The sequence below is a fragment of the Candidatus Symbiopectobacterium sp. NZEC151 genome (assembly GCF_025962655.1).
Lineage (GTDB): Bacteria > Pseudomonadota > Gammaproteobacteria > Enterobacterales > Enterobacteriaceae > Symbiopectobacterium.
Genome location: NZ_JAGFPE010000002.1, coordinates 212,581 through 232,899 on the forward strand (window position 1 = coordinate 212,581; position 20,319 = coordinate 232,899).

Below are 20,319 nucleotides of genomic sequence, written 5' to 3' on the forward strand. Positions count from 1 at the left end.
TCGTCAGCCAGGCATTACAGTGCGGCGTCGTCAGTTTCGCCCGTACGAATACGGATAACGCGTTGCAGTTCAGCAACAAAAATCTTACCGTCGCCAATTTTACCGGTGTAAGCCGCCTTACTAATCACATCAACGACTTCATCAACCTGATCGTCAGCGATGGCAATATCAATTTTCACTTTCGGCAAAAAGTTGACGCTATATTCAGCGCCGCGATACAGCTCGGCATGGCCTTTCTGGCGTCCAAATCCCTTCACCTCAGTGACGGTGAGCCCCTGGATGCCGACAGAAGATAAGGCTTCACGCACATCTTCCAGCTTGAATGGTTTTATCACCACAGTAACCAGTTTCATTATCTTCCCCTTACCAATTGAGTTCAGACTTACGCCCGCCACCATTTCGAATAACCTTCACGACAGGGATAAAGCAAAGGCTGTGCCACAAATGAAAGGAACCGATAATTGCGCGGGGAAATAACGTGGAACACGGCTGGCGAAGTAAAAGGAAAGGATAAAGATGTGATGTTGCGCACAGGTCACGCACCCATTTGGTGCATGACGCGTAATTGCGGTGCATGACATGGAAAAATGAAAATCATCTGCCTGTTGATGGTGCGCGGATCAAAAACGACTGCGACAGGCAGCGTGTCTTTCGTCAGACGACGGAAACCGGTTCATCCTCGCTGGCAGCCAACTCCTGCCCCGCCAGTTGCAGTTGATACATCTGGTAGTAACGCCCGCGACGTTGCAGTAATTGCTCGTGTGCGCCCTGCTCTACCGTTTCACCATGATGTAGCACCAGTATGTTGTCAGCCTCAACCACGGTGGAAAGACGATGCGCAATCACCACCAGCGTGGTGTGGTGACGGATAAGACGCAATGCGCGCTGAACCGCTTGCTCGGTGCCGGAATCAATGTTGGCCGTCGCTTCGTCGAGAATCAGTATTTTGGGCGGTTTCACCAGCACGCGGGCCAGAGAAAGGAGCTGCTTCTGCCCGACAGAAAGCGTATTACCTTGCTCGCCGATGGTGGTGTGTATGCCCTCAGGCAGTGCCGTTGCCAGCGCAGTGAGTTGCACAATTTCCAGCACGCGCCACACATCCGCTTCAGGAATATCACGCCCCAGCGTAACGTTGGTATAGAGTGAATCCGCCAGAACCATGGGGTCTTGTTGCACCATTGCGACATTTTGTCGTAATACCTGATGGGATAACGACGTCAGCGGACGGCCATCGAGACGAATTTCCCCTTCATCCGGCTGATAATACCCCATCAGCAAACTCGCTAACGTGCTCTTGCCGCTGCCGGTGTGCCCCACCAACGCCACAAAGCCGCGCGCTGGCACCTGCATGCTGATATGGTTCAGGACACGTTGATTATCCCGGTAGGCAAAAGAAACGTTGTCCATCTCGATGCTGCCCGCCGCTAATGGGCGTGTATCTTCGCCGTAGGACTGCTGTACCGCATCCATCAGTTCAAAGATTCGCTCACCGGCCACCACCGCCTGCTGTAACATGGACTGCTGGGTGGTCAGCGCAATCAGCGGCTCGTTAAGACGCCCCAGATAACTGATAAAGGCATAGAGCACGCCAACGCCTACCGTGCCCACCGAGCTGAAACCAAACTGAATCAACAGCCCGCACAGCACCATGGCGGAAAACAGGCTCAATAGCGGGCGCAGCAGCACGCCATCCAGACGCAGCGTCTGCATCCGCGCCTGGAAATGCGCACGGCTTGAGGCCCCCAGTTTGTCACCAAAGCGCGACTGTTGGCGGAACTGCTGGATCACCGACATACCCGAGATCGCTTCATTAAAACCATCATTAATGTCCGCCAGATAGCGGCGCAGTCGCCGCACAATCGGCGTACTGAAATGCTGGTAGACCGCCATCACGATAGCCACTGCGGGGAATATCATCACGGCAATCAGCGCCATGCGCCAATCAAGGGTGAACATGGCGACCAACATCGCACCGATCAGCGCCATGCTGCGCAGCACAGTAGAAACCACGGTGACATACAGGTCGCGCACCACTTCGGTATCGTTGGTTACCCGGGAAATCAGTTGCCCCACCGGTTGCGTATCAAAGGTACTTAACGGTTGGCGCAGCGCGGCATCCATCACATCAATACGCAACTGTTGCACCACCCCGACCGCAACGCGGTTGAACAGCAGCGATTGCACATAATGCAATAGCGCGGCGGACAATTGCAGCAGGATGTAAACCGCCGCCAAGCCCCCTGCCATTGCCAGAGGAATATTGCCTTTTGCTACCAGATGATCGATGAAATAGCTCACCAGCGCGGGTCCAGCCACCTCGGCCGCCGCCGCCACCCAGAGCATCACCACGCCCAACAGCAGGGATTTCCGCCACGGGGAACCATACGCCAACAGCCGCTTTAACGTCGGCCATAACTGCTTTGCGTTAGCCAATTGTCATCTCTCCCTTGACCGGCTCTTCATCCAGCGCCGCCTCTAACTGCTGATAGCGAAACATGTCGCGATACCACCCGGCTTGCGACGCTAACGCGCCATGGTTACCGCGTTGCGCCACGCAACCCTGCTGCAAAACCAGAATTTCGTCGGCTTCGGTGAGGGCAGAAAGACGGTGCGCGCTGATAATCAGGGTGCGTTTCTCCGCCCAACGTTTCAGGTTTTGCAAAATGTTGTGCTCGGTGCGCCCATCAACCGCCGACAGCGCATCATCAAGGACCAAGATCTCCGCGTCCAGCAGCAGCGCGCGCGCAATGGCAATACGCTGTTTTTGTCCACCGGAAAGCATCACGCCGCGCTCACCCACTTGCGTTTCATAGCCTTGCGGTAAGCGCGTAATGTCGTCATGGACGCTGGCCAGACGTGCAGCATGTTGAATCTGCGCCAGCGTGGCACCGGGGTTGCCGAGTGCAATATTGTTCGCCACCGTGTCAGAGAATAAAAATGGCGTTTGCCCGACCACCGCAAAACGTTGGCGCTGGCTATCCAGATTCAGCGTCGCGAGTGGGAAACCATGAAAACGAATCTCGCCGTCATCAAGATCGTAATGGCGCAGGATCAAGGCCAACAGCGTACTTTTACCAGAACCGGTGGGGCCACACAGTCCCAGCATGTTGCCCGGCGCGAGCGTGAACGCCACCCGGTCGAGCACCGGACGCGACTGTTGCGGATAAGCAAAGGCGTGAATATCAACCTCCAGGCTACCGCGGCCCGGTGGCAGTACTGCATCGCCGTCTGCCACCACAGGGGCTTCATTCAACAGTTGACGAATGCGCCCGTAAGCCGCACTACCGCGCTCCACGATGTTGAACATCCACGCCAGCGCCAGCATCGGCCAAATCATCAGGCCCAGGTACATCACGAAACTGGTCAGTTGTCCTAACGTCAACGTCCCCTGAATAATCATCCAACTGCCGCCGCCAACGGCAAGCAGGTGCGAGCAACCGACGGCGATATAAATCGTCGGATCGAAACGCGCATCGACCCGAGCTACGTGCATGTTTTTTTGCCCCGCATCCTCCGCCACCGCTGCGAAACGGTTCGACTGGTAATCCTCCAGCCCAAAGGCTTTGATCATGCGAATACTGGTCAGGCTTTCCTGCGCCTGATCGTTAAGCGAAGAGAACGCCGCCTGCGCGCCCTTAAAGCGCTGGTGCAGTTGCGTACCATAGTGTTTGATCACCAACGCCATGATGGGCATCGGCAACAGCGCCAACAGCGTAAGCTGCCAGCTGATTTGGGTACTCATCACCACCAACACCGCGCATCCCATTACCATGGAATCCACCAGCGTCAACACCCCTTCCCCGGCGGCAAACACCACGCGATCGACATCGTTGGTGGCACGGGCAATCAGATCGCCGGTGCGATGGCGCAGATAAAAGGCCGGATGCTGGCGGCTCAACTGGCGGTAGAAATCGTCACGCAGTTCCACGGCCAACTGGTATGAAGCGCCAAACAGAAAGATGCGCCACACGTAACGCAACAGGTACACCATGACGGCGATCAGCAGCATCACGCCGATCCATTTCATCACCGTCGCCGCTGGCATCACATCGCGCGTAACGCCATCCACAATCACACCAACCAGCTTGGGTGGCAGCAGTTGCAGGATGGCGATAATGATAAGAAGAACCACGGCCCCGAGGTATCGCCGCCATTCTCGACGAAAATACCAGGCCAATTGAGCAAAAAGTCGCACGCTGTTGTTATTCCATTTTCCAGAAAGGGCTGCGAAACATCACAGGCCCATTATACAGAAAGCTTATGCGCGTCATCATTTATACCCGAAATAATTCGGGTTGCAGCAAGGCGGCAAGCGCTGTTCCAAAGGCAGAATCTCAGAGAGGAGATTCATCATGGCACGATCGGGAGTGCGGTGGTGTGCTTTATCCGCTCCATGGCAAAACTGGAGGTCACATCAATCAGGCCGGGAATGCCACTGACCAAACGTTTGTAAAAATTATCATAGCTTTTCATGTCGGCGACCTGAACCTGCATCAGGTAATCATATTCTCCCGCCATGCGATAAAAGGACAACACTTCGGGCATATCGGACACCACTTGGGAAAATTTTTCATACCAGGCACTATTGTGCTGCTGCGTTTTTAATAGCACAAAAGCCGTCAACCCCAGCCCGAGACGTTCATTATCCAGCAACGCAACGCGAGCACGGATATAGCCCTCTTCTTCCAGACGTTTTAGACGTTTCCAGCAGGGGGTCGATGTCAAATGCACCGCATCGGCCAGCGTTTGCAACGACAAGGTGCAGTCATGTTGCAACAGGTTGAGCAGTGCACGATCGATTTTATCCAGCATAGCGGCATTCCAGAATCATTTTTACCCTATTTCACGCGCAACAGAATGAAAAGGCAACCAAAGTGCGGGAAAACCCGCTCTTTTTCATTCTATCATCGCTCGCCAGGACGATAAAAACACGTTAATTTCCATATAAATTCAAAATAAGAGAAAAATAATCTCCAATAAAGAAATATAAAAGAAATTCACACCCTTAAAACACTAATTGAAGTTTAAAAAAACAATCCTTTTTTCTGCAAAAACGGATAGGCTATCCCTATAAATGCAAAACAGGTAAAGAGAGCAATATCATGACAACGGCATGGGTGAAACAGGCCATTAGCGCTATCGAAGCGGATTTTCAGCGTTCAGCCGATACCCATCTGATTCGCCTGACGTTACCGCACTATCCAGGGATTTACTTCTATCTCAAAGATGAAAGCACGCACCCGAGCGGCAGCCTGAAACATCGTCTGGCGCGCTCCCTGTTTCTGTATGGCTTGTGTAACGGCTGGATAAAGGAAGGCACGCCCATTATTGAAGCGTCCTCCGGCAGCACCGCTATCTCGGAAGCCTATTTTGCCCGCCTGTTGGGCCTGCCTTTTATTGCCGTGATGCCCAGCTGTACCGCCAAACGTAAAGTGGAACAGATTACCTTCTACGGTGGACACTGCCACTTCGTTGAGCAATCCAGTCAGATTTACGCCGCATCGGAGCAACTGGCCCGTGAACTGAACGGTCACTATATGGATCAGTTTACCTATGCCGAGCGCGCTACCGATTGGCGCGGCAATAACAATATCGCTGACAGCATTTTCCGTCAGATGGCGCGTGAACCCTATCCGGTTCCCGATTACATCGTGATGAGTGCAGGCACTGGCGGCACCTCAGCCACCTTAGGGCGCTACATCCGCTATCAGGGTATCGACTCACAGTTGATGGTGGTTGATCCGCAGAACTCGGTGTTTTTTGACTACTACCACCAGCGTGACCGCGCTCTGACGGGGCATTGCAGCAGTAAAATTGAGGGGATTGGTCGCCCACGCGCAGAACCGTCTTTTATTCCTGACGTGATCGACAGCATGATGCAGGTGCCGGATGCGGCCAGCATTGCCACCCTGTATTGGCTGGAGGGCATTCTGGGGCGCAAGGTAGGCGCATCTACCGGTACTAACGTCTGGGGCATGTTGCAACTGGCTAACCAGATGCGTGCGCAGGGCAAACAAGGGGCGATTGTCACCTTGCTGTGCGACAGCGGGGAGCGTTATCTGGATACCTATTACAACGCCGAATGGGTAGCGCAACACATCGGCGATATCAGCCCGTATCTGGCACAGCTCAACGCGGGGCAAGCGCAACGTCAGCCCGAGCTGATTTTGGCCTGATACCGCGTTAACGCTGAAAACGACGCGGTTTTGCTATAGCATGTACCTTTTACGTCACACAGGGCACATTGCCCTTGAGCATCAAAGGTACAGCAATGACAAAACGCGCGGTTGTCGTTTTCAGCGGCGGGCAGGACTCCACCACCTGCCTGATTCAGGCACTCAGCCTGTATGATGAAGTGCACTGTGTCACATTCGATTACGGTCAGCGCCACCGGGCGGAAATCGATATTGCGCGCGCGCTTGCAAACCAATTGGGTGCCAAAGCGCACAAAGTGCTGGACGTCGGTTTACTCAATGAGTTGGCTGTCAGTAGCCTGACGCGCGACAACATCGCCGTGCCGGATTACGACGCCTCTGCGTCCGGCATTCCCAGCACGTTCGTGCCCGGGCGCAATATTCTGTTTCTTACGCTGGCTGCCATTTACGCCTACCAGGTCGGTGCGCAAGCGGTGATCACTGGCGTCTGTGAGACCGACTTTTCGGGCTATCCTGACTGTCGCGATGAGTTTGTCAAAGCCTTGAATCAGGCTATCGTGCTCGGTATCGCCCGTGATATTCAGTTTATTACGCCGCTCATGTGGCTCAACAAGGCGGAAACCTGGGCGTTGGCTGACCACTACCACCATTTGGATACGGTACGCAACCAGACGCTGACCTGCTACAACGGCATTCAGGGCGACGGCTGCGGCCACTGTGCGGCGTGCCATTTGCGTGCAAACGGCTTAGCGCAGTACCAACAGGATCGGGTCGGGGTGATGGCATCAATGAAACGCAAAACAGGTTTGCAATAATATCACCGGATAGCGGGGCAAGCAGGCGCTCACCTGGCACCGCGCCCTCACTAGGCTACCGCTGAATCTTCGGGTGATGGCGGCTGCATAAACGCCTGCAAATGCGCCAGCAGCTCGCCTTCCAGCGGCAATGCCTTTTGCGTTGTCAGATCGATACATACGAAGGTTAAGGTAGCATCGACCACCGAAGCCTCATCCACAGTACGCACCATCTTTTGGCTAATCACCCCACTTTTGGCATTCAGGTGCAACAGCGCGCTTTCTATACGCAACACGTCCCCTAATACCGCCGGGGTGCGATAATTGATGTTGATATTGACCACGATAAACGCAATGTCGTGCTGTTGCATCCACTGGAAAGCGGGCAAATTCTCCAGCCATTGCCAGCGAGCCTCTTCCATGAACTCCAGATAGCGCGCGTTATTAACATGCTGATAGACATCGATGTGAAAGCCGCGAACGGTAATAAAGGTATGCACCACGTAATGACTCCTAAACAGATTAACGCCACAAACTGGTTGGACCTGCTGCTAAGGTTAGCAGAAAATAACGGCAGTGAATAACCGCACTGCCGTGCAGGCATGGCAGTCGAGAGCAGGATTGCCACCAATCTGATGCTTACAACACGAGGCGGGCTCGGTTGTTCTCAATCAGCGTCGGCCCGATGCCGGGCACCTCCTGCAACTGTTCAATATCGGTAAAAGGGCCATTCTCATCGCGATATTGAACAATCGCCTCCGCTCTGCGCGCGCCAATCCCTTGTAGCTGAGTCAATTGCTGCGCGGTCGCCGTATTGATATTTACGGTGTCCTGCGTCGATGCGGTTGCCGGGGCCGATGAGGCACCGCTGTTTGCTGCCGCATCTCCCGTATTCGCCAGTATCCCACCTGTGAAAGCGGATAATCCCAGGGCCAGACACAAACACAGTGCTGACATTCCTTTCCTTTTCATACGGTATCTCCCTATTGATTAATTGGCAGGTACAGGGTGCCGAAATAAGGGAGATGACACAAACCACAGCGTGCAAATGTGGAAAAGGCCGCGAAAGCGGCCTTTTGTTATTACAGCGGATTACAAATTAATGCATATACCCTTCATACTTCACGTTGCAGATGCGTTGGCTGCGCTTATTGCGGTTGCTGCTCCTGAGCGGCGGCACCTAATTTGATGGTCGCTTCAGTGCGCAAGCTGGAAACCAAGGTATCAAACAGCGTTGTCACCGCGCTCTGCTCAACCTGGCTGGTAAACTGTGCTTTCTGCTCATCAGTAATGGTGTGGGGTTTCACGCTATCCAGCGCAACCAGTACCACATTGCCTGCCTGATCGCGTGCAACACCATAGCTTACCTTGTCCTTTTGCGGTACGGGCAAGGCAAACACGCTTTCTGCCAACACGTTGCCTTGAGAAACGGAGGACAAGGTCTCTGGCGCACTAAAGCTGAGGTTGGCCGCTTTCAGCGAGTCATCTTTACCTTGTTTCAGGTCAACCAGGATTTTTTCAGCCTGTAGGTTAGCCTGCTGCTGCGCTTTCTGCACTTTCAGCACTTGTACAATCTCGTCACGCACCTGATCCAGAGGACGCGGCGTTTCTGCACGGTGATCGGTGATACGCAGCACGATCGCGCGATCGCCCTCTACGCCGATAACATCGGAGTTGCTGCCCGGAGCACCGTTATCCCCTAACAGGGTGCCGCCAAAAATAGCCTGCGTCACCTGCGGGAAATTCAGCTCAGTAGGCACTTGATCGTGACTAAACCAGGCCGTTGCAGTGGCTTTTTGACCGGCTGCTTCTTCCGCTGATGCCAACGATTCATTGTCATTGCTTGCCGCTTCGCTGACTTTACGTTGCACGGCAAAGAATTCATCCAGCGCTTTTTCACGTTTTGCTCTGACGGCAATGTCATCGCGCACCGCACTCAACGGTTTTACCTGCGCGGCCTGGATGTCATCCAGACGTACAATCAGGTAGCCCACAGAGGATTTTACTGGCTCGGATATTTGGCCTTTTTCGGTCAGTTTTGCCTGCTGCAATTCATCGACCGTGGCATTGGCATCCATCCAGCCCAGATCGCCACCGTTACGGCGCGAGACCACATCCTGCGATTTTTCTTTTGCCAGTGCGGCAAAATCGGCACCGTTTTTCAGCTCATCCAACACGGCACGGGCATCCGCCTCGGTTTTAAGCTGAATAACGCTAAAGCGCTTACGCTCAGGTTGGGTAAATTCTTGCTTGTTCTTCTCGTAGAACGCCGCGATATCAGCATCAGTGAGTTTCACACTGTCCATAACGCGTGCGGCATCCAGCAGCAGATAGCTGACTTTGAAGGCTTCCGGGTCGATAAAACGGCTCTTGTTACTGTCGTAATAGCCCTTAATCTCTTCATCCGTCACGTTGAGCGTTTTGGCGATGGCGGCCACGTCAATCGTTGCCGTTCTCACCACACGATCCTGTGCGGCCTGCGCCACCAGACTGTCGATCTCTTTTGGCAGCGAGAATTGCGTTGCCCCCAGCCCCTGAATCAGTTGCTGCGTAACCAGTTGCTTACGCAGCAATTCCGCATAGCGATCCGGTGTCAGGCCCAAACGACGTACCTGATCCAGGTACTTTTCGTTATCGAACTGGTTATTGGTCTGGAAAGCGGGAACCGCGAATATTGCCTGTTTGATCTGTGCATCGCTGATGTTGAGCCCAAGCTTGCGGGCGTATTGGTCAATCAGCGCCTCATCGATCAGCTGTGAGAGCACCTGCTGGCGCATCTGCTGCATATAACCGTCATTGCCTGCCAGCACGGAAAAGTTATCTCCCAACTGTTCCTGCATGCGGCTACGCTCGTTTTGCACCGCTTGTTCAAACTGCGCACGACCGATTTCCTGCCCGTTAACTTTGGCGGCGTAATCGTTAGAACCGCCGATAAGGTAATCACCCACGCCCGTCAATACGAAGGAGGCGACGATCAAGCCCAGAATAATTTTCAGCACGACGTTATTAGCGGCCGCGCGTAAATTGTCCATCATAATGTGACAACACTCCGCTGTAGTATGGATAACACGCCCTGCGCTGGCTAAAACCACGCTTCCCTGCGCTGCTGGCGAACCGTAATGCCAGAGCATGAACTGCCAGAGAGAGGAGCGGGAAAGACGTTACGCCGCAACGCGACGCCCCGCAGGGTGATGGGCAGTGTTCGCCCGTCATAAAAAAGGCACATCATAAAATGATGCGCCCCTTATCTTACCTTACCGACACCGTGGCGTCAGGTAATGTTTGGTAACGTACTCGGATTACAGCACAAACCTGTGACGAGATAATCAGTTAACGGCGTCTTTCAGCGATTTACCGGCACGGAAGCCCGGTACTTTTGCTGCTGGAATGCTGATTTCCTTGCCCGTTTGCGGATTGCGCCCAGTGCGAGCAGCACGCTCACGCACGGAGAACGTTCCAAATCCTACCAGTGCAACGTCATCCCCTGCTTTCAGAGAATCGGTAACAGAACCAATAATTGCATCTAACACACGCCCTGCTGCCGCTTTGGAAATATCAGCATCTGCGGCAATTTTGTCGATCAATTGTGACTTGTTCACTCTCTCATCCCCTCTGAAATCCTGTTGTCGCGCTGGATATCCCCAAAACGCGACACGTAGCTTTTTTCAATCCTGTCAAACCTTAGCACAGCGTACTGGCTAAGACTAACAGTGCCATAACTTAGCGGTACAAAAAAACGCTGGCAAGCGCCATTTCTGCTGCCAGCGTGATTTTTCTCAAGGGTTTTTGCGATAGGTCACTCTTTCACGGTCTTGGCGGGCACCGCTTTCGCCTTGGCAGGCGCTCGCTTGGCCTTGACAGGCTCCGGCTGCATACCGTCTGGCGGATTTTGTAACGCTAACGCAAGCACTTCCTCGATACGTTTAACCGGGTGAATGTCCAGATCGGCGATCACATTCGGCGGGATCTCTTCCAAGTCGCGTTTGTTTTCGTCAGGGATCAATACCGTCTTAATGCCACCGCGATGGGCTGCTAACAGCTTCTCTTTCAAGCCCCCGATCGGTAATACCAAACCCCGTAGCGTGATTTCCCCGGTCATCGCGACATCGGCACGCACCGGGTTACCCGTCAGGCAGGAAACCAGCGCGGTACACATGGCGATCCCGGCGCTTGGACCATCTTTGGGCGTTGCCCCTTCCGGCACATGCACGTGGATATCACGTTTTTCATGGAAATCGGCATTGATACCCAGTCGTTCAGCACGCGCACGCACTACGGTGAGCGCCGCCTGGATAGATTCCTGCATCACTTCCCCGAGTGAACCGGTATAGGTCAATTTCCCCTTGCCCGGCACGCACGCGGTTTCAATGGTCAGCAAATCACCGCCGACTTCCGTCCAGGCCAACCCAGTGACCTGCCCAACACGGTTTTCTTCATCCGCGCGGCCATAGTCAAAGCGCTGAACGCCAAGGAAATCTTTAAGGTTATCGCCCGTAATCTCAATATGCTTAACGGTTTTATCCATCAACAGCGTTTTTACCGCTTTACGGCACAGTTTGGAGATTTCACGCTCCAGACTGCGCACGCCAGCTTCACGCGTGTAGTACCGGATAATCCCGGAGATAGCACTGTCATCGACGGTCAATTCACCTTTCTTCAATGCGTTGCGTTCAATCTGCTTCGGCAGCAAATGGCGCTTGGCAATGTTGAGTTTCTCATCCTCGGTGTAGCCAGACAGGCGAATGACTTCCATACGATCCAGTAACGGCGCAGGAATGTTCATCGAGTTAGAGGTCGCAACAAACATCACATCGGACAGATCGTAGTCCACTTCGAGATAGTGGTCGTTGAACGCGACGTTCTGCTCAGGATCCAGGACTTCAAGCAGCGCAGAGGCCGGATCGCCACGCATATCGGACGACATCTTGTCGATCTCATCCAACAGGAACAGCGGGTTTTTCACCCCAATTTTGGCCATCTTCTGGATCAGTTTGCCCGGCAGTGAGCCAATATAAGTACGACGGTGACCGCGAATTTCCGCTTCATCACGCACGCCACCGAGCGCCATACGCACGTATTCACGCCCCGTTGCCTTGGCGATGGACTGCCCCAGAGAGGTTTTCCCCACCCCCGGCGGCCCGACCAGGCACAGAATCGGCCCCTTGATTTTGCTGACACGGCTTTGTACCGCGAGATATTCAAGAATACGCTCTTTGACGCGATCCAGACCGTAGTGGTCGGTATCCAGGGTTTCCTGCGCTTTGACCAGGTCTTTTTTCACCTTGCTGCGCGCATTCCACGGCACCTGAACCATCCAGTCGATGTAGCTGCGCACCACCGTCGCCTCAGCGGACATCGGTGACATCATCTTCAGTTTTTGCAGCTCGGCTTCGGCTTTTTCCCGCGCTTCCTTCGGCATCTTGGCCGCTTCAATCTTGCGTTTCAGCGCTTCGTGTTCGTCCGGCGCATCGTCCATCTCACCGAGCTCTTTTTGAATCGCTTTCATCTGCTCGTTGAGGTAGTACTCGCGCTGGCTTTTCTCCATCTGCTTTTTCACGCGACTGCGAATACGTTTTTCCACCTGCAACAGGTCGATTTCCGATTCCATCATCGCCATCAGATATTCGAGGCGTTCCGTAATATCAGACATTTCCAGCACGGACTGTTTATCAGCCAGTTTCAGCGGCATGTGGGCGGCAATGGTGTCCGCCAGTCGCGCTGCATCTTCAATGCTGTTCAGCGAGGTCAACACTTCAGGCGGGATTTTCTTGTTCAGTTTGATGTATCCCTCGAACTGATTGACCGCCGTGCGCATCAGGACTTCTTGCTCGCGCTCTTCAATCGCTGGCGACGAGAGATATTCCGCCTGGGCGGCAAAGTGTTCGCCACCGTCAGACAACGTGGTGATACGCGCGCGCTGCAACCCTTCGACCAGCACTTTGACCGTGCCGTCCGGCAGTTTCAGCATTTGCAGAATGGAGGCGACCGTGCCTACCGAGAAAAGATCGTTAATACTGGGTTCATCCGTTGAAGCCTCTTTTTGTGCCACCAACATGATCTTTTTATCGTGATCCATCGCGGCTTCAAGGCAACGAATCGATTTCTCCCGGCCAACAAACAACGGAATGACCATGTGCGGATAAACCACCACATCGCGCAACGGCAATACGGGGATTTCAATGCGTTCGGAACGCTCAGGGTTCATAGAGCTCTCTCTTAGTTTCGTTTCCGCCAGGTTAAAGGAATCTCGTGAAACGCGGATGTCACGGGTTTCGCCAACAAGTATTGGAGTATATGGGGATAGATATCCGACATTCAACGACCAGAACATGCGAAAAAAAAAATGGGAGATAAAATCCCCCATTTTTAACTTATGTCAGACGTTCAATTGACGATTTATTCGCCAGAAGCCTGCTGTGCTTCAGGTTTGCCGTAGATCAGCATCGGCTCTGATTGACCGGCAATCACCGATTCATCGATCACCACTTTATCGACGCTCTCCATGGAGGGCAGGTCGTACATGGTGTCCAGCAACGCCGCTTCCACGATGGAGCGCAAACCGCGTGCGCCGGTTTTACGCGCCATGGCTTTCTTGGCAATCGCCGTCAACGCCTCTTCACGGAACTCCAGCTCAACCCCTTCAAGATTGAACAGCGCCTGATACTGTTTGGTCAGCGCGTTTTTCGGTTCGCGCAGGATCTGGATCAGCGCATCTTCGCTCAGCTCTCTCAGCGTCGCGACCACCGGTAAACGGCCGATAAATTCGGGAATCAGACCAAACTTGATCAAATCGCCCGGTTCTACCTGACCCAGCAATTCGCCTTCGGTAGCCTTTTGCGCCGAGCCTTTCACCGTTGCGGCAAAGCCGATACCGCGACCGGTATCAACGCGCTGCTCGATCACTTTATCCAGGCCAGCAAATGCGCCACCGCAGATGAACAGGATCTTGGAGGTATCAACCTGCAAAAACTCTTGCTGAGGATGCTTGCGCCCACCTTGCGGCGGTACCGCAGCGATGGTGCCTTCAATCAGTTTCAGCAGGGCCTGCTGCACCCCTTCGCCCGACACGTCGCGGGTGATGGAGGGGTTATCGGACTTACGCGAAATCTTGTCGATTTCATCGATGTACACGATACCGCGCTGCGCCTTCTGTACGTCGTAATCGCATTTTTGCAACAGCTTCTGGATGATGTTTTCCACATCTTCACCCACGTAGCCCGCTTCGGTCAGCGTGGTGGCATCCGCCATGGTGAAAGGCACATCCAGGAAACGGGCCAGCGTTTCGGCTAACAGGGTTTTACCACTCCCGGTCGGGCCAATCAGCAGAATGTTACTCTTGCCCAGTTCGATGCCATTGCTGCTGTCGCCATTGCGCAAGCGCTTGTAGTGATTGTAAACCGCAACCGCCAGCACCTTTTTCGCCTGCTCCTGACCAATCACATAATCATCCAGGTGACGGCGAATTTCATGGGGCGTGGGTAACGCACTGCGTTCACGATGCGGAGCCACTTCCTTGATCTCTTCGCGAATGATGTCATTGCACAGATCGACACATTCATCGCAGATATACACTGACGGCCCGGCAATCAGCTTACGGACCTCATGCTGGCTTTTGCCGCAGAAAGAACAGTACAGCAACTTCCCTGAACCGTCTTTGCGCTTGTCTGTCATCAGTAAACCTCTTCTTTTATCTCTTGCCCGCAGGCCCAACAGCGATATCACTACAACCTGAATCACGCGCAAGCGCGCATTCGTGAACCACAGGTACGCTATGGCTGGCGGCGTTATTCGCGGTGTGTCATCACGGCGTCAACCAATCCATACTCTACCGCTTCATGGGCAGAGAGGAAACGGTCACGCTCAGTGTCACTCTCTATCACTTCGAGAGGTTTGCCCGTATGTTCAGCCATCAGCTCATTCATACGTTGCTTCACTTTCAGTATTTCACGCGCATGAATTTCGATATCCGTTGCCTGACCCTGGAATCCGCCCAGCGGTTGGTGAATCATCACGCGCGAATTCGGCAGGCAGAAACGCTTGCCCTTGGCACCGGCAGTGAGCAGGAAAGCCCCCATCGAGCAGGCCTGTCCCATACAGATGGTGCTGACATCCGGTTTAATAAATTTCATGGTGTCGTAAATCGACATCCCTGCGGTAATCACGCCACCCGGAGAGTTGATGTACAGATAAATATCTTTTTCCGGATTTTCGGCTTCCAGGAAAAGCATCTGAGCAACGATCAGGTTGGCCATGTGATCTTCCACCTGACCGGTCAGGAAGATGATGCGTTCTTTAAGCAGTCGGGAAAAAATATCGTAAGAACGTTCCCCGCGCGAAGTCTGTTCTACCACCATCGGCACCAAAGCCATCTGGGGTGCTAATTTTTCTTGTTCGCCACTGTATAACATTCACCTCTCCTCGATAAAATGCTTTTGGTGCCATGTATCAGATTCTACTTGAGATAACGGCGGTTGACCATCACGGCCCCACGTATCCCTCAAGAACGACACCGACTCGCCAAAATCCATGACCACGCGCCTCTGTTTCTTCTAGTTGGGGCATTGCGCGCTATTTCAAGCTTACACTATCCTTTATTTTAGATTAAAGGGGTATCGTGCCCACCGCGTTTACAATGCTTTGCATATCAAACCACGTTTTGCATAGAAAATAAGATGTTGCATGCCCAAGCGACAATGCAGATTTTATCACTCGCGAAACGTTTCAATGCCACGCACGCCTAGCCTTATCATAGTGCAATCTGGCCTATCCGTGACGGATAAGGCTTTCAAACATAAATCAGTGATAACAAAAAGCCCACGCCAGAGGCGCGGGCTTTTTTGGCAAAGATAACCGACCGAAGCCAGACAGCGAATTACGCCGTAGCAGGCTGGTTCATCAGATCGTTGAAGCTGACGGCTTTCTCAACCACTTTCGCGTTAGACAACACCACTTCAACCGCTTGCTCTTCCAGAGCAACGTTGCGCATGTTGTTCATCAGCTCTTTGTTTTTGCTGTAGTAAGCAACCACTTCTTGCGGATCTTCGTAGGCAGAAGCCATCTCTTCGATCAGCGCGTTAACGCGAGCGTCATCCGCTTTCAGTTCGTTGGTGCTGATCACTTCGCCCAGCAACAGACCCACGACAACGCGGCGTTTGGCTTGCTCTTCGAACAGTTCACGCGGCAGTTCAGCAGCTTGCTTGGCGTTGCCACCAAAGCGTTGTGCCGCTTGCTGACGCAGAACGTCGATTTCGCCGTCGATCAGTGCAGCAGGAACGTCGATGTCATTGGCTTTCACCAGACCGTCGATCACCTGAGACTTGATACGGTTACGCACTGCGCCTTTCAGCTCGCGCTCCATGTTTTTACGCACTTCAGCGCGCAGACCGTCAACAGAGCCATCCGCCACGCCGAAACGTGCGATGAAATCTGCGGTCAGTTCTGGCAGTTCACGCTCTTCCACTTTCTTCAGAACGATAGCAAACTGAGCCGCTTTCCCTTTCAGGTTTTCAGCGTGGTAGTCTTCTGGGAAGGTCACGTCGATAGTGAACTCATCACCGGCTTTGTGACCCACCAGACCTTCTTCAAAGCCTGGGATCATGCGGCCCTGGCCCATGGCCAGAACGAAATCAGACGCTTTACCACCGTCAAACACTTCACCGTCGATAGTGCCGGTAAAGTCAACGGTTACGCGATCTTCTGCGCCAGCGGCAGCATCGGTATCTTTCCAGGTGGCTTGTTGCTTGCGCAGCGTTTCCAGCATGGCATCAACGTCAGCATCAACCACGTCAACCAGCGGTTTTTCTACTTCGATGGTGTCCAGGCCTTTCAGCTCTACTTCCGGATAGACTTCAAACTCTACCGCGTAGGTGAAATCGGCATCCAGCTTGTATTCGCCCGGCACATAGTTCGGTGCACCAACGGGATTGATTTTTTCTTTGATGATGGCGTCAACGAAATGACGCTGCATCAGATCGCCCAACACGTCTTGACGCACGGAGGCACCATAACGCTGAGCGATAACGTTCATCGGCACTTTGCCTTTACGAAAACCGTCAACGCGCGCTTTTTTAGCAACGTTAACCAGCTCTTTTTTTACCGCTTCTTCAATGCTATCCGCAGTGACGGTAATTGTTACGCGGCGACCAAGGCCTTGGGTGGTTTCAACTGAAACTTGCATCTTGTTACCTCAAAAAATCACAGTGCTCGGTCAGCTCCAAAACCATATACGCATGGGTGTCGGTTTGGACATAACCCCACAGAACCGGGACAGCAACAGCTGGTATCTGAACCCCGTTCCTTGTCGTCAGAAGCGTCCCGATGACATTTCCGGAAAATAAGACGCGGCATTATAGCGGCATAGAGGGAGTGAGTCGAGAACAGCGCGCAGACTATTGTGACAAGATAAGCGCGCTTTGATGTCGGTCACCTCTTATGCGCCACTTTTTATCCCTCTTTGACACCCTTCAGGCGTCAATACCTGCGCCGCCACAGGCAGGCGATTTAGGGGCTTGACCCTGCGCATCGGCCCACTCTTGCGGCGTATAAGTATGCAGCGCCAGCGCGTGTAGGCCATTTTCCAGTTCCGTCGCCAGCGTGGCATACACTGCACGATGGCGGCCAATGGTGCGCTGTCCGGTAAAGGTTTCACTCACCAGCACCACCTTAAAATGGCTTTGCGAACCCGCAGGCACGCGGTGTTGATGGCTTTCATTGATCACATCCAGATGCGTGGGGGCAAAAGCTGCGCGCAATTTCGCCTCAATGGTGGCATGCATGACGTCGTCCTTTGTTGCTTGTTGATCTCGCCAGACAGTATATTCCACTGGCAGCAAAATGCGGTGAACACACTATCTGTCAATCCGGCGATCGCAATATCTCACCGCATCGCGCCGAAAAAATGGCCATTTCCAGAGTATTTCCCCTGAATTCGTCCTTTCACCCGCTGCGGGCAATGGTATGATAACGGGAATTTTTTACCAGCGAACCACCCTAATCATTACTGAGAAAATGCACAATGTTAAAAAAACTGTTTTTTCCCGTATTGGCCGTGCTGATGCTCGCCGGATGCGCCAATCAAAGCAACACGCTTGATGTCTCTCCTAAAATTAACGTGCCAGCGCAAGACCCAACCCTGATGGGCGTGACCGTCAGCATCAACGGGGCCGATCAGCGCGCCGATCAGGCATTGGCTAAAATCAACCGCGACGGGCAACTGATCGTTTTGACCCCTTCGCGCGACCTGCGTTTCCTGTTGCAAGAAGCCCTGGAAAAACAAATGTCTGCACGCGGTTACATGATCGGTACCGGTGGCCCGGTTGCGCTGCAAATCGTAGTAAACCAGCTGTATGCTGACGTTTCAGAAGGCAACCTGCGTCATAATATCACCGCACGCGCGGATATTTCGATCATCTCTCAGGCGGCTAACGGCAACAAACAGGTCAAAAACTACCGCTCAACCTATAACGTTCAAGGCGCGTTGACCGCGACCAACGAAAAAATCACCAACGCTGTCAATACGGTATTGGGCGATGTCATCAATGATATGGCGCAAGACACCACTGTCAGTGGCTTCATTAAGGCTAACGCCCGATAATTCCCACGCTGTTTTCCTCTATCCTGCTCGGTGGGATAGAGGAAAGGATCTGCCATGCTACATCGCTTTTTTACTCTTGTTCGTCAGCCGTATTCTCTGTCACTGCTGCTGTTGGGTTTTGCGTCCGGGCTACCGCTGGCGCTGACCTCCGGTACGTTGCAGGCATGGATGACTGTCGCTAACGTCGATTTGAAAACCATTGGTTTCTTCTCCCTGGTGGGACAAGCCTATGTTTTCAAGTTTATGTGGGCACCGATGATGGACCGCTACACCCCACCCTTCCTCGGCCGTCGCCGTGGCTGGCTGCTGGTCACTCAGGTACTATTGATCGGATTGATAGCCTCAATGGCGCTGCTCGAGCCCGGTAAGCATCTGTGGTGGTTAGCCGCAATTGCCGTTCTGGTGGCATTTTGCTCGGCCTCGCAGGATATCGTGTTTGACGCCTACAAAACCGACCTGTTGCCCGCCGATCAGCGCGGCTCGGGCGCGGCCATTTCAGTATTGGGCTACCGTCTGGCCATGCTGGTTTCCGGTGGGCTAGCGCTGTGGCTGGCCGATCGCTACCTCGGCTGGCACGCCACCTATGTGCTGATGGCACTGCTGCTGCTGCCGGGTATCATCGCCACCTTACGTGCTCCAGAGCCGGTATTGGATGCCCCGGCACCGCGCACCCTTGAACAGGCAATGTTTGCTCCGTTGCGCGACTTCTTTTCGCGCAATAACGCCTGGCTGATTTTATTACTGATCGTGCTGTATAAGTTGGGCGACGCCTTTGCAATGAGCCTGAGCACCCCGTTCCTGATTCGCGGCGTAGGCTTCAATGCCGGCGACGTCGGACTGGTCAACAAAACGTTGGGGTTACTCGCCACCATTATTGGTGCCTTGTACGGCGGGTTGTTAATGCAACGCATGACCTTGTTCCGTGCGCTGCTGCTATTCGGCATCTTGCAGGCCGTCTCTAACGCAGGTTACTGGCTGCTGGCGATCACGACCAAACATCTGGTTAGCATGGCAGGGGTTATCTTTCTGGAAAACCTGTGCGGCGGGATGGGCACGGCAGCATTCGTTGCGTTACTGATGACCTTATGCAACACGTCATTTTCCGCCACTCAGTTTGCGCTGCTTTCCGCACTCTCGGCCGTCGGGCGCGTCTACGTTGGCCCGATTGCAGGCTGGTTTGTAGAAACCCACGGTTGGGCCTGGTTCTATTTATTTACCATTGCTGTCTCAGTGCCGGGATTAGTCCTGCTGCTGGTATGCCGACAAACCCTGGAATACACCCAACGCACCGGCACCTTCATGGTACGCATGACCTATCCCCGCCACTACCGCTTCGCGCTGCGTATGCTGGCTGCCGGATGTGCCTTGTTATTCATCTGGTTGACCTTGACCATCGCCCACGCACTGGGAGCCAATGCGGTTGAAGCAATCAATGATAACCTTCTGATGCTAGGGTGTATTTTGGTAATCGCTGGCACGCTTTTGGGGAGTTTTCTCGACTATTTATCCTTGAGAAATTCACACGCTGCCGATACGCACAAATAGCGATAAACACGCGTGGTTATCACCCAATCGTATTATTTTTTTTCCAATAGTCTGACATCGGCCAATGTTATTTTAGCGTTGGCTTGCTTTTTCTCGGCTATTTAATTGTTGAGAAAACGTGTTAGAGCAAGCGATGTTCTTTCGAGGGAAAATTACCCATTAGGTGGGTTGTAATTTTTTTTTATCCATCCATACTTCTCTACGGGATAAATTTTAATTGACTGTTTTTAAT

General features: G+C 53.3%; 17 protein-coding genes. 4 read left to right on the plus strand and 13 right to left on the minus strand.

Annotated elements, in window-relative coordinates:
• Positions 1-14: 14 nt before the first annotated feature.
• From glnK to J5067_RS09110, 4 genes are all read right to left on the minus strand, one after another.
• The gene (gene glnK, locus J5067_RS09095; RefSeq protein WP_195315229.1) at positions 15-353 is read right to left on the minus strand and encodes a P-II family nitrogen regulator; all 339 of its coding nucleotides are present in this window, start codon (positions 351-353) and stop codon (positions 15-17) included.
• A 301-nt stretch (positions 354-654) separates the two neighbouring features.
• Positions 655-2,433, minus strand: coding sequence for a SmdB family multidrug efflux ABC transporter permease/ATP-binding protein (locus tag J5067_RS09100; protein ID WP_264644943.1), 1,779 nt, complete (start codon positions 2,431-2,433; stop codon positions 655-657).
• The gene (locus J5067_RS09105) at positions 2,426-4,195 is read right to left on the minus strand and encodes a SmdA family multidrug ABC transporter permease/ATP-binding protein (protein WP_264650943.1); all 1,770 of its coding nucleotides are present in this window, start codon (positions 4,193-4,195) and stop codon (positions 2,426-2,428) included. Before J5067_RS09105 ends, J5067_RS09100 begins: the two co-directional genes overlap by 8 nt.
• 155 nt (positions 4,196-4,350) lie before the next feature.
• The gene (locus J5067_RS09110) at positions 4,351-4,812 is read right to left on the minus strand and encodes an Lrp/AsnC family transcriptional regulator (protein ID WP_264644941.1); all 462 of its coding nucleotides are present in this window, start codon (positions 4,810-4,812) and stop codon (positions 4,351-4,353) included.
• A gap of 290 nt (positions 4,813-5,102) precedes the next feature.
• On the opposite strand from J5067_RS09110, the gene J5067_RS09115 reads away from it, so the two are divergent.
• Positions 5,103-6,176, plus strand: coding sequence for a PLP-dependent cysteine synthase family protein (locus tag J5067_RS09115; protein ID WP_319802386.1), 1,074 nt, complete (start codon positions 5,103-5,105; stop codon positions 6,174-6,176).
• A 95-nt stretch (positions 6,177-6,271) separates the two neighbouring features.
• Positions 6,272-6,970: a 7-cyano-7-deazaguanine synthase QueC gene (queC, locus tag J5067_RS09120; RefSeq protein ID WP_264650944.1), complete on the plus strand. Its 699-nt coding sequence runs from the start codon at positions 6,272-6,274 to the stop codon at positions 6,968-6,970.
• A 50-nt stretch (positions 6,971-7,020) separates the two neighbouring features.
• Here queC and J5067_RS09125 read toward each other — a convergent pair whose 3' ends face one another.
• The 9 genes from J5067_RS09125 to bolA form a co-directional block, all read right to left on the minus strand.
• Complete coding sequence (locus J5067_RS09125; RefSeq protein WP_264645081.1) at positions 7,021-7,449, minus strand: thioesterase family protein; 429 nt, start codon at positions 7,447-7,449, stop codon at positions 7,021-7,023.
• Positions 7,450-7,588: 139 nt separating this feature from the next.
• Entirely contained in the window at positions 7,589-7,921 is a 333-nt protein-coding gene (locus J5067_RS09130; protein ID WP_264644939.1) for a ComEA family DNA-binding protein, read from the minus strand.
• Between the two features lie 176 nt (positions 7,922-8,097).
• Positions 8,098-9,984: a peptidylprolyl isomerase gene (gene ppiD / locus J5067_RS09135; protein WP_264650945.1), complete on the minus strand. Its 1,887-nt coding sequence runs from the start codon at positions 9,982-9,984 to the stop codon at positions 8,098-8,100.
• A 291-nt stretch (positions 9,985-10,275) separates the two neighbouring features.
• Entirely contained in the window at positions 10,276-10,548 is a 273-nt protein-coding gene (gene hupB / locus J5067_RS09140) for a nucleoid-associated protein HU-beta (protein ID WP_195315237.1), read from the minus strand.
• A gap of 197 nt (positions 10,549-10,745) precedes the next feature.
• The gene (gene lon, locus J5067_RS09145; protein WP_264644937.1) at positions 10,746-13,154 is read right to left on the minus strand and encodes an endopeptidase La; all 2,409 of its coding nucleotides are present in this window, start codon (positions 13,152-13,154) and stop codon (positions 10,746-10,748) included.
• A gap of 191 nt (positions 13,155-13,345) precedes the next feature.
• Positions 13,346-14,620: an ATP-dependent protease ATP-binding subunit ClpX gene (gene clpX / locus J5067_RS09150; RefSeq protein ID WP_264624316.1), complete on the minus strand. Its 1,275-nt coding sequence runs from the start codon at positions 14,618-14,620 to the stop codon at positions 13,346-13,348.
• Positions 14,621-14,733: 113 nt separating this feature from the next.
• Entirely contained in the window at positions 14,734-15,357 is a 624-nt protein-coding gene (gene clpP, locus J5067_RS09155) for an ATP-dependent Clp endopeptidase proteolytic subunit ClpP (protein WP_195315240.1), read from the minus strand.
• Positions 15,358-15,821: 464 nt separating this feature from the next.
• Entirely contained in the window at positions 15,822-17,126 is a 1,305-nt protein-coding gene (gene tig, locus J5067_RS09160; RefSeq protein ID WP_264644936.1) for a trigger factor, read from the minus strand.
• Positions 17,127-17,412: 286 nt separating this feature from the next.
• Positions 17,413-17,724 (minus strand): transcriptional regulator BolA, encoded by a 312-nt coding sequence (gene bolA / locus J5067_RS09165; RefSeq protein ID WP_264644935.1) that lies wholly within the window; start codon positions 17,722-17,724, stop codon positions 17,413-17,415.
• 239 nt (positions 17,725-17,963) lie between these two features.
• Between bolA and J5067_RS09170 the strand changes: the two genes are divergently transcribed.
• Both J5067_RS09170 and ampG read left to right on the plus strand, forming a co-directional pair.
• Positions 17,964-18,542 (plus strand): lipoprotein, encoded by a 579-nt coding sequence (locus tag J5067_RS09170; protein ID WP_264650946.1) that lies wholly within the window; start codon positions 17,964-17,966, stop codon positions 18,540-18,542.
• 54 nt (positions 18,543-18,596) lie between these two features.
• Entirely contained in the window at positions 18,597-20,087 is a 1,491-nt protein-coding gene (gene ampG / locus J5067_RS09175; RefSeq protein ID WP_264650947.1) for a muropeptide MFS transporter AmpG, read from the plus strand.
• Positions 20,088-20,319: the final 232 nt, after the last annotated feature.

What these genes read in the sequence shown, in the direction of transcription:
- glnK (WP_195315229.1), bottom strand. Translation starts at nt 353, where the DNA reads ATGAAACTGGTTACTGTGGTGATAAAACCATTCAAGCTGGAAGATGTG.
- J5067_RS09110 (WP_264644941.1), bottom strand. Translation starts at nt 4,812, where the DNA reads ATGCTGGATAAAATCGATCGTGCACTGCTCAACCTGTTGCAACATGAC.
- J5067_RS09115 (WP_319802386.1), top strand. Translation starts at nt 5,103, where the DNA reads ATGACAACGGCATGGGTGAAACAGGCCATTAGCGCTATCGAAGCGGAT.
- queC (WP_264650944.1), top strand. Translation starts at nt 6,272, where the DNA reads ATGACAAAACGCGCGGTTGTCGTTTTCAGCGGCGGGCAGGACTCCACC.
- J5067_RS09130 (WP_264644939.1), bottom strand. Translation starts at nt 7,921, where the DNA reads ATGAAAAGGAAAGGAATGTCAGCACTGTGTTTGTGTCTGGCCCTGGGA.
- ppiD (WP_264650945.1), bottom strand. Translation starts at nt 9,984, where the DNA reads ATGATGGACAATTTACGCGCGGCCGCTAATAACGTCGTGCTGAAAATT.
- lon (WP_264644937.1), bottom strand. Translation starts at nt 13,154, where the DNA reads ATGAACCCTGAGCGTTCCGAACGCATTGAAATCCCCGTATTGCCGTTG.
- clpX (WP_264624316.1), bottom strand. Translation starts at nt 14,620, where the DNA reads ATGACAGACAAGCGCAAAGACGGTTCAGGGAAGTTGCTGTACTGTTCT.
- clpP (WP_195315240.1), bottom strand. Translation starts at nt 15,357, where the DNA reads ATGTTATACAGTGGCGAACAAGAAAAATTAGCACCCCAGATGGCTTTG.
- tig (WP_264644936.1), bottom strand. Translation starts at nt 17,126, where the DNA reads ATGCAAGTTTCAGTTGAAACCACCCAAGGCCTTGGTCGCCGCGTAACA.
- bolA (WP_264644935.1), bottom strand. Translation starts at nt 17,724, where the DNA reads ATGCATGCCACCATTGAGGCGAAATTGCGCGCAGCTTTTGCCCCCACG.
- J5067_RS09170 (WP_264650946.1), top strand. Translation starts at nt 17,964, where the DNA reads ATGTTAAAAAAACTGTTTTTTCCCGTATTGGCCGTGCTGATGCTCGCC.
- ampG (WP_264650947.1), top strand. Translation starts at nt 18,597, where the DNA reads ATGCTACATCGCTTTTTTACTCTTGTTCGTCAGCCGTATTCTCTGTCA.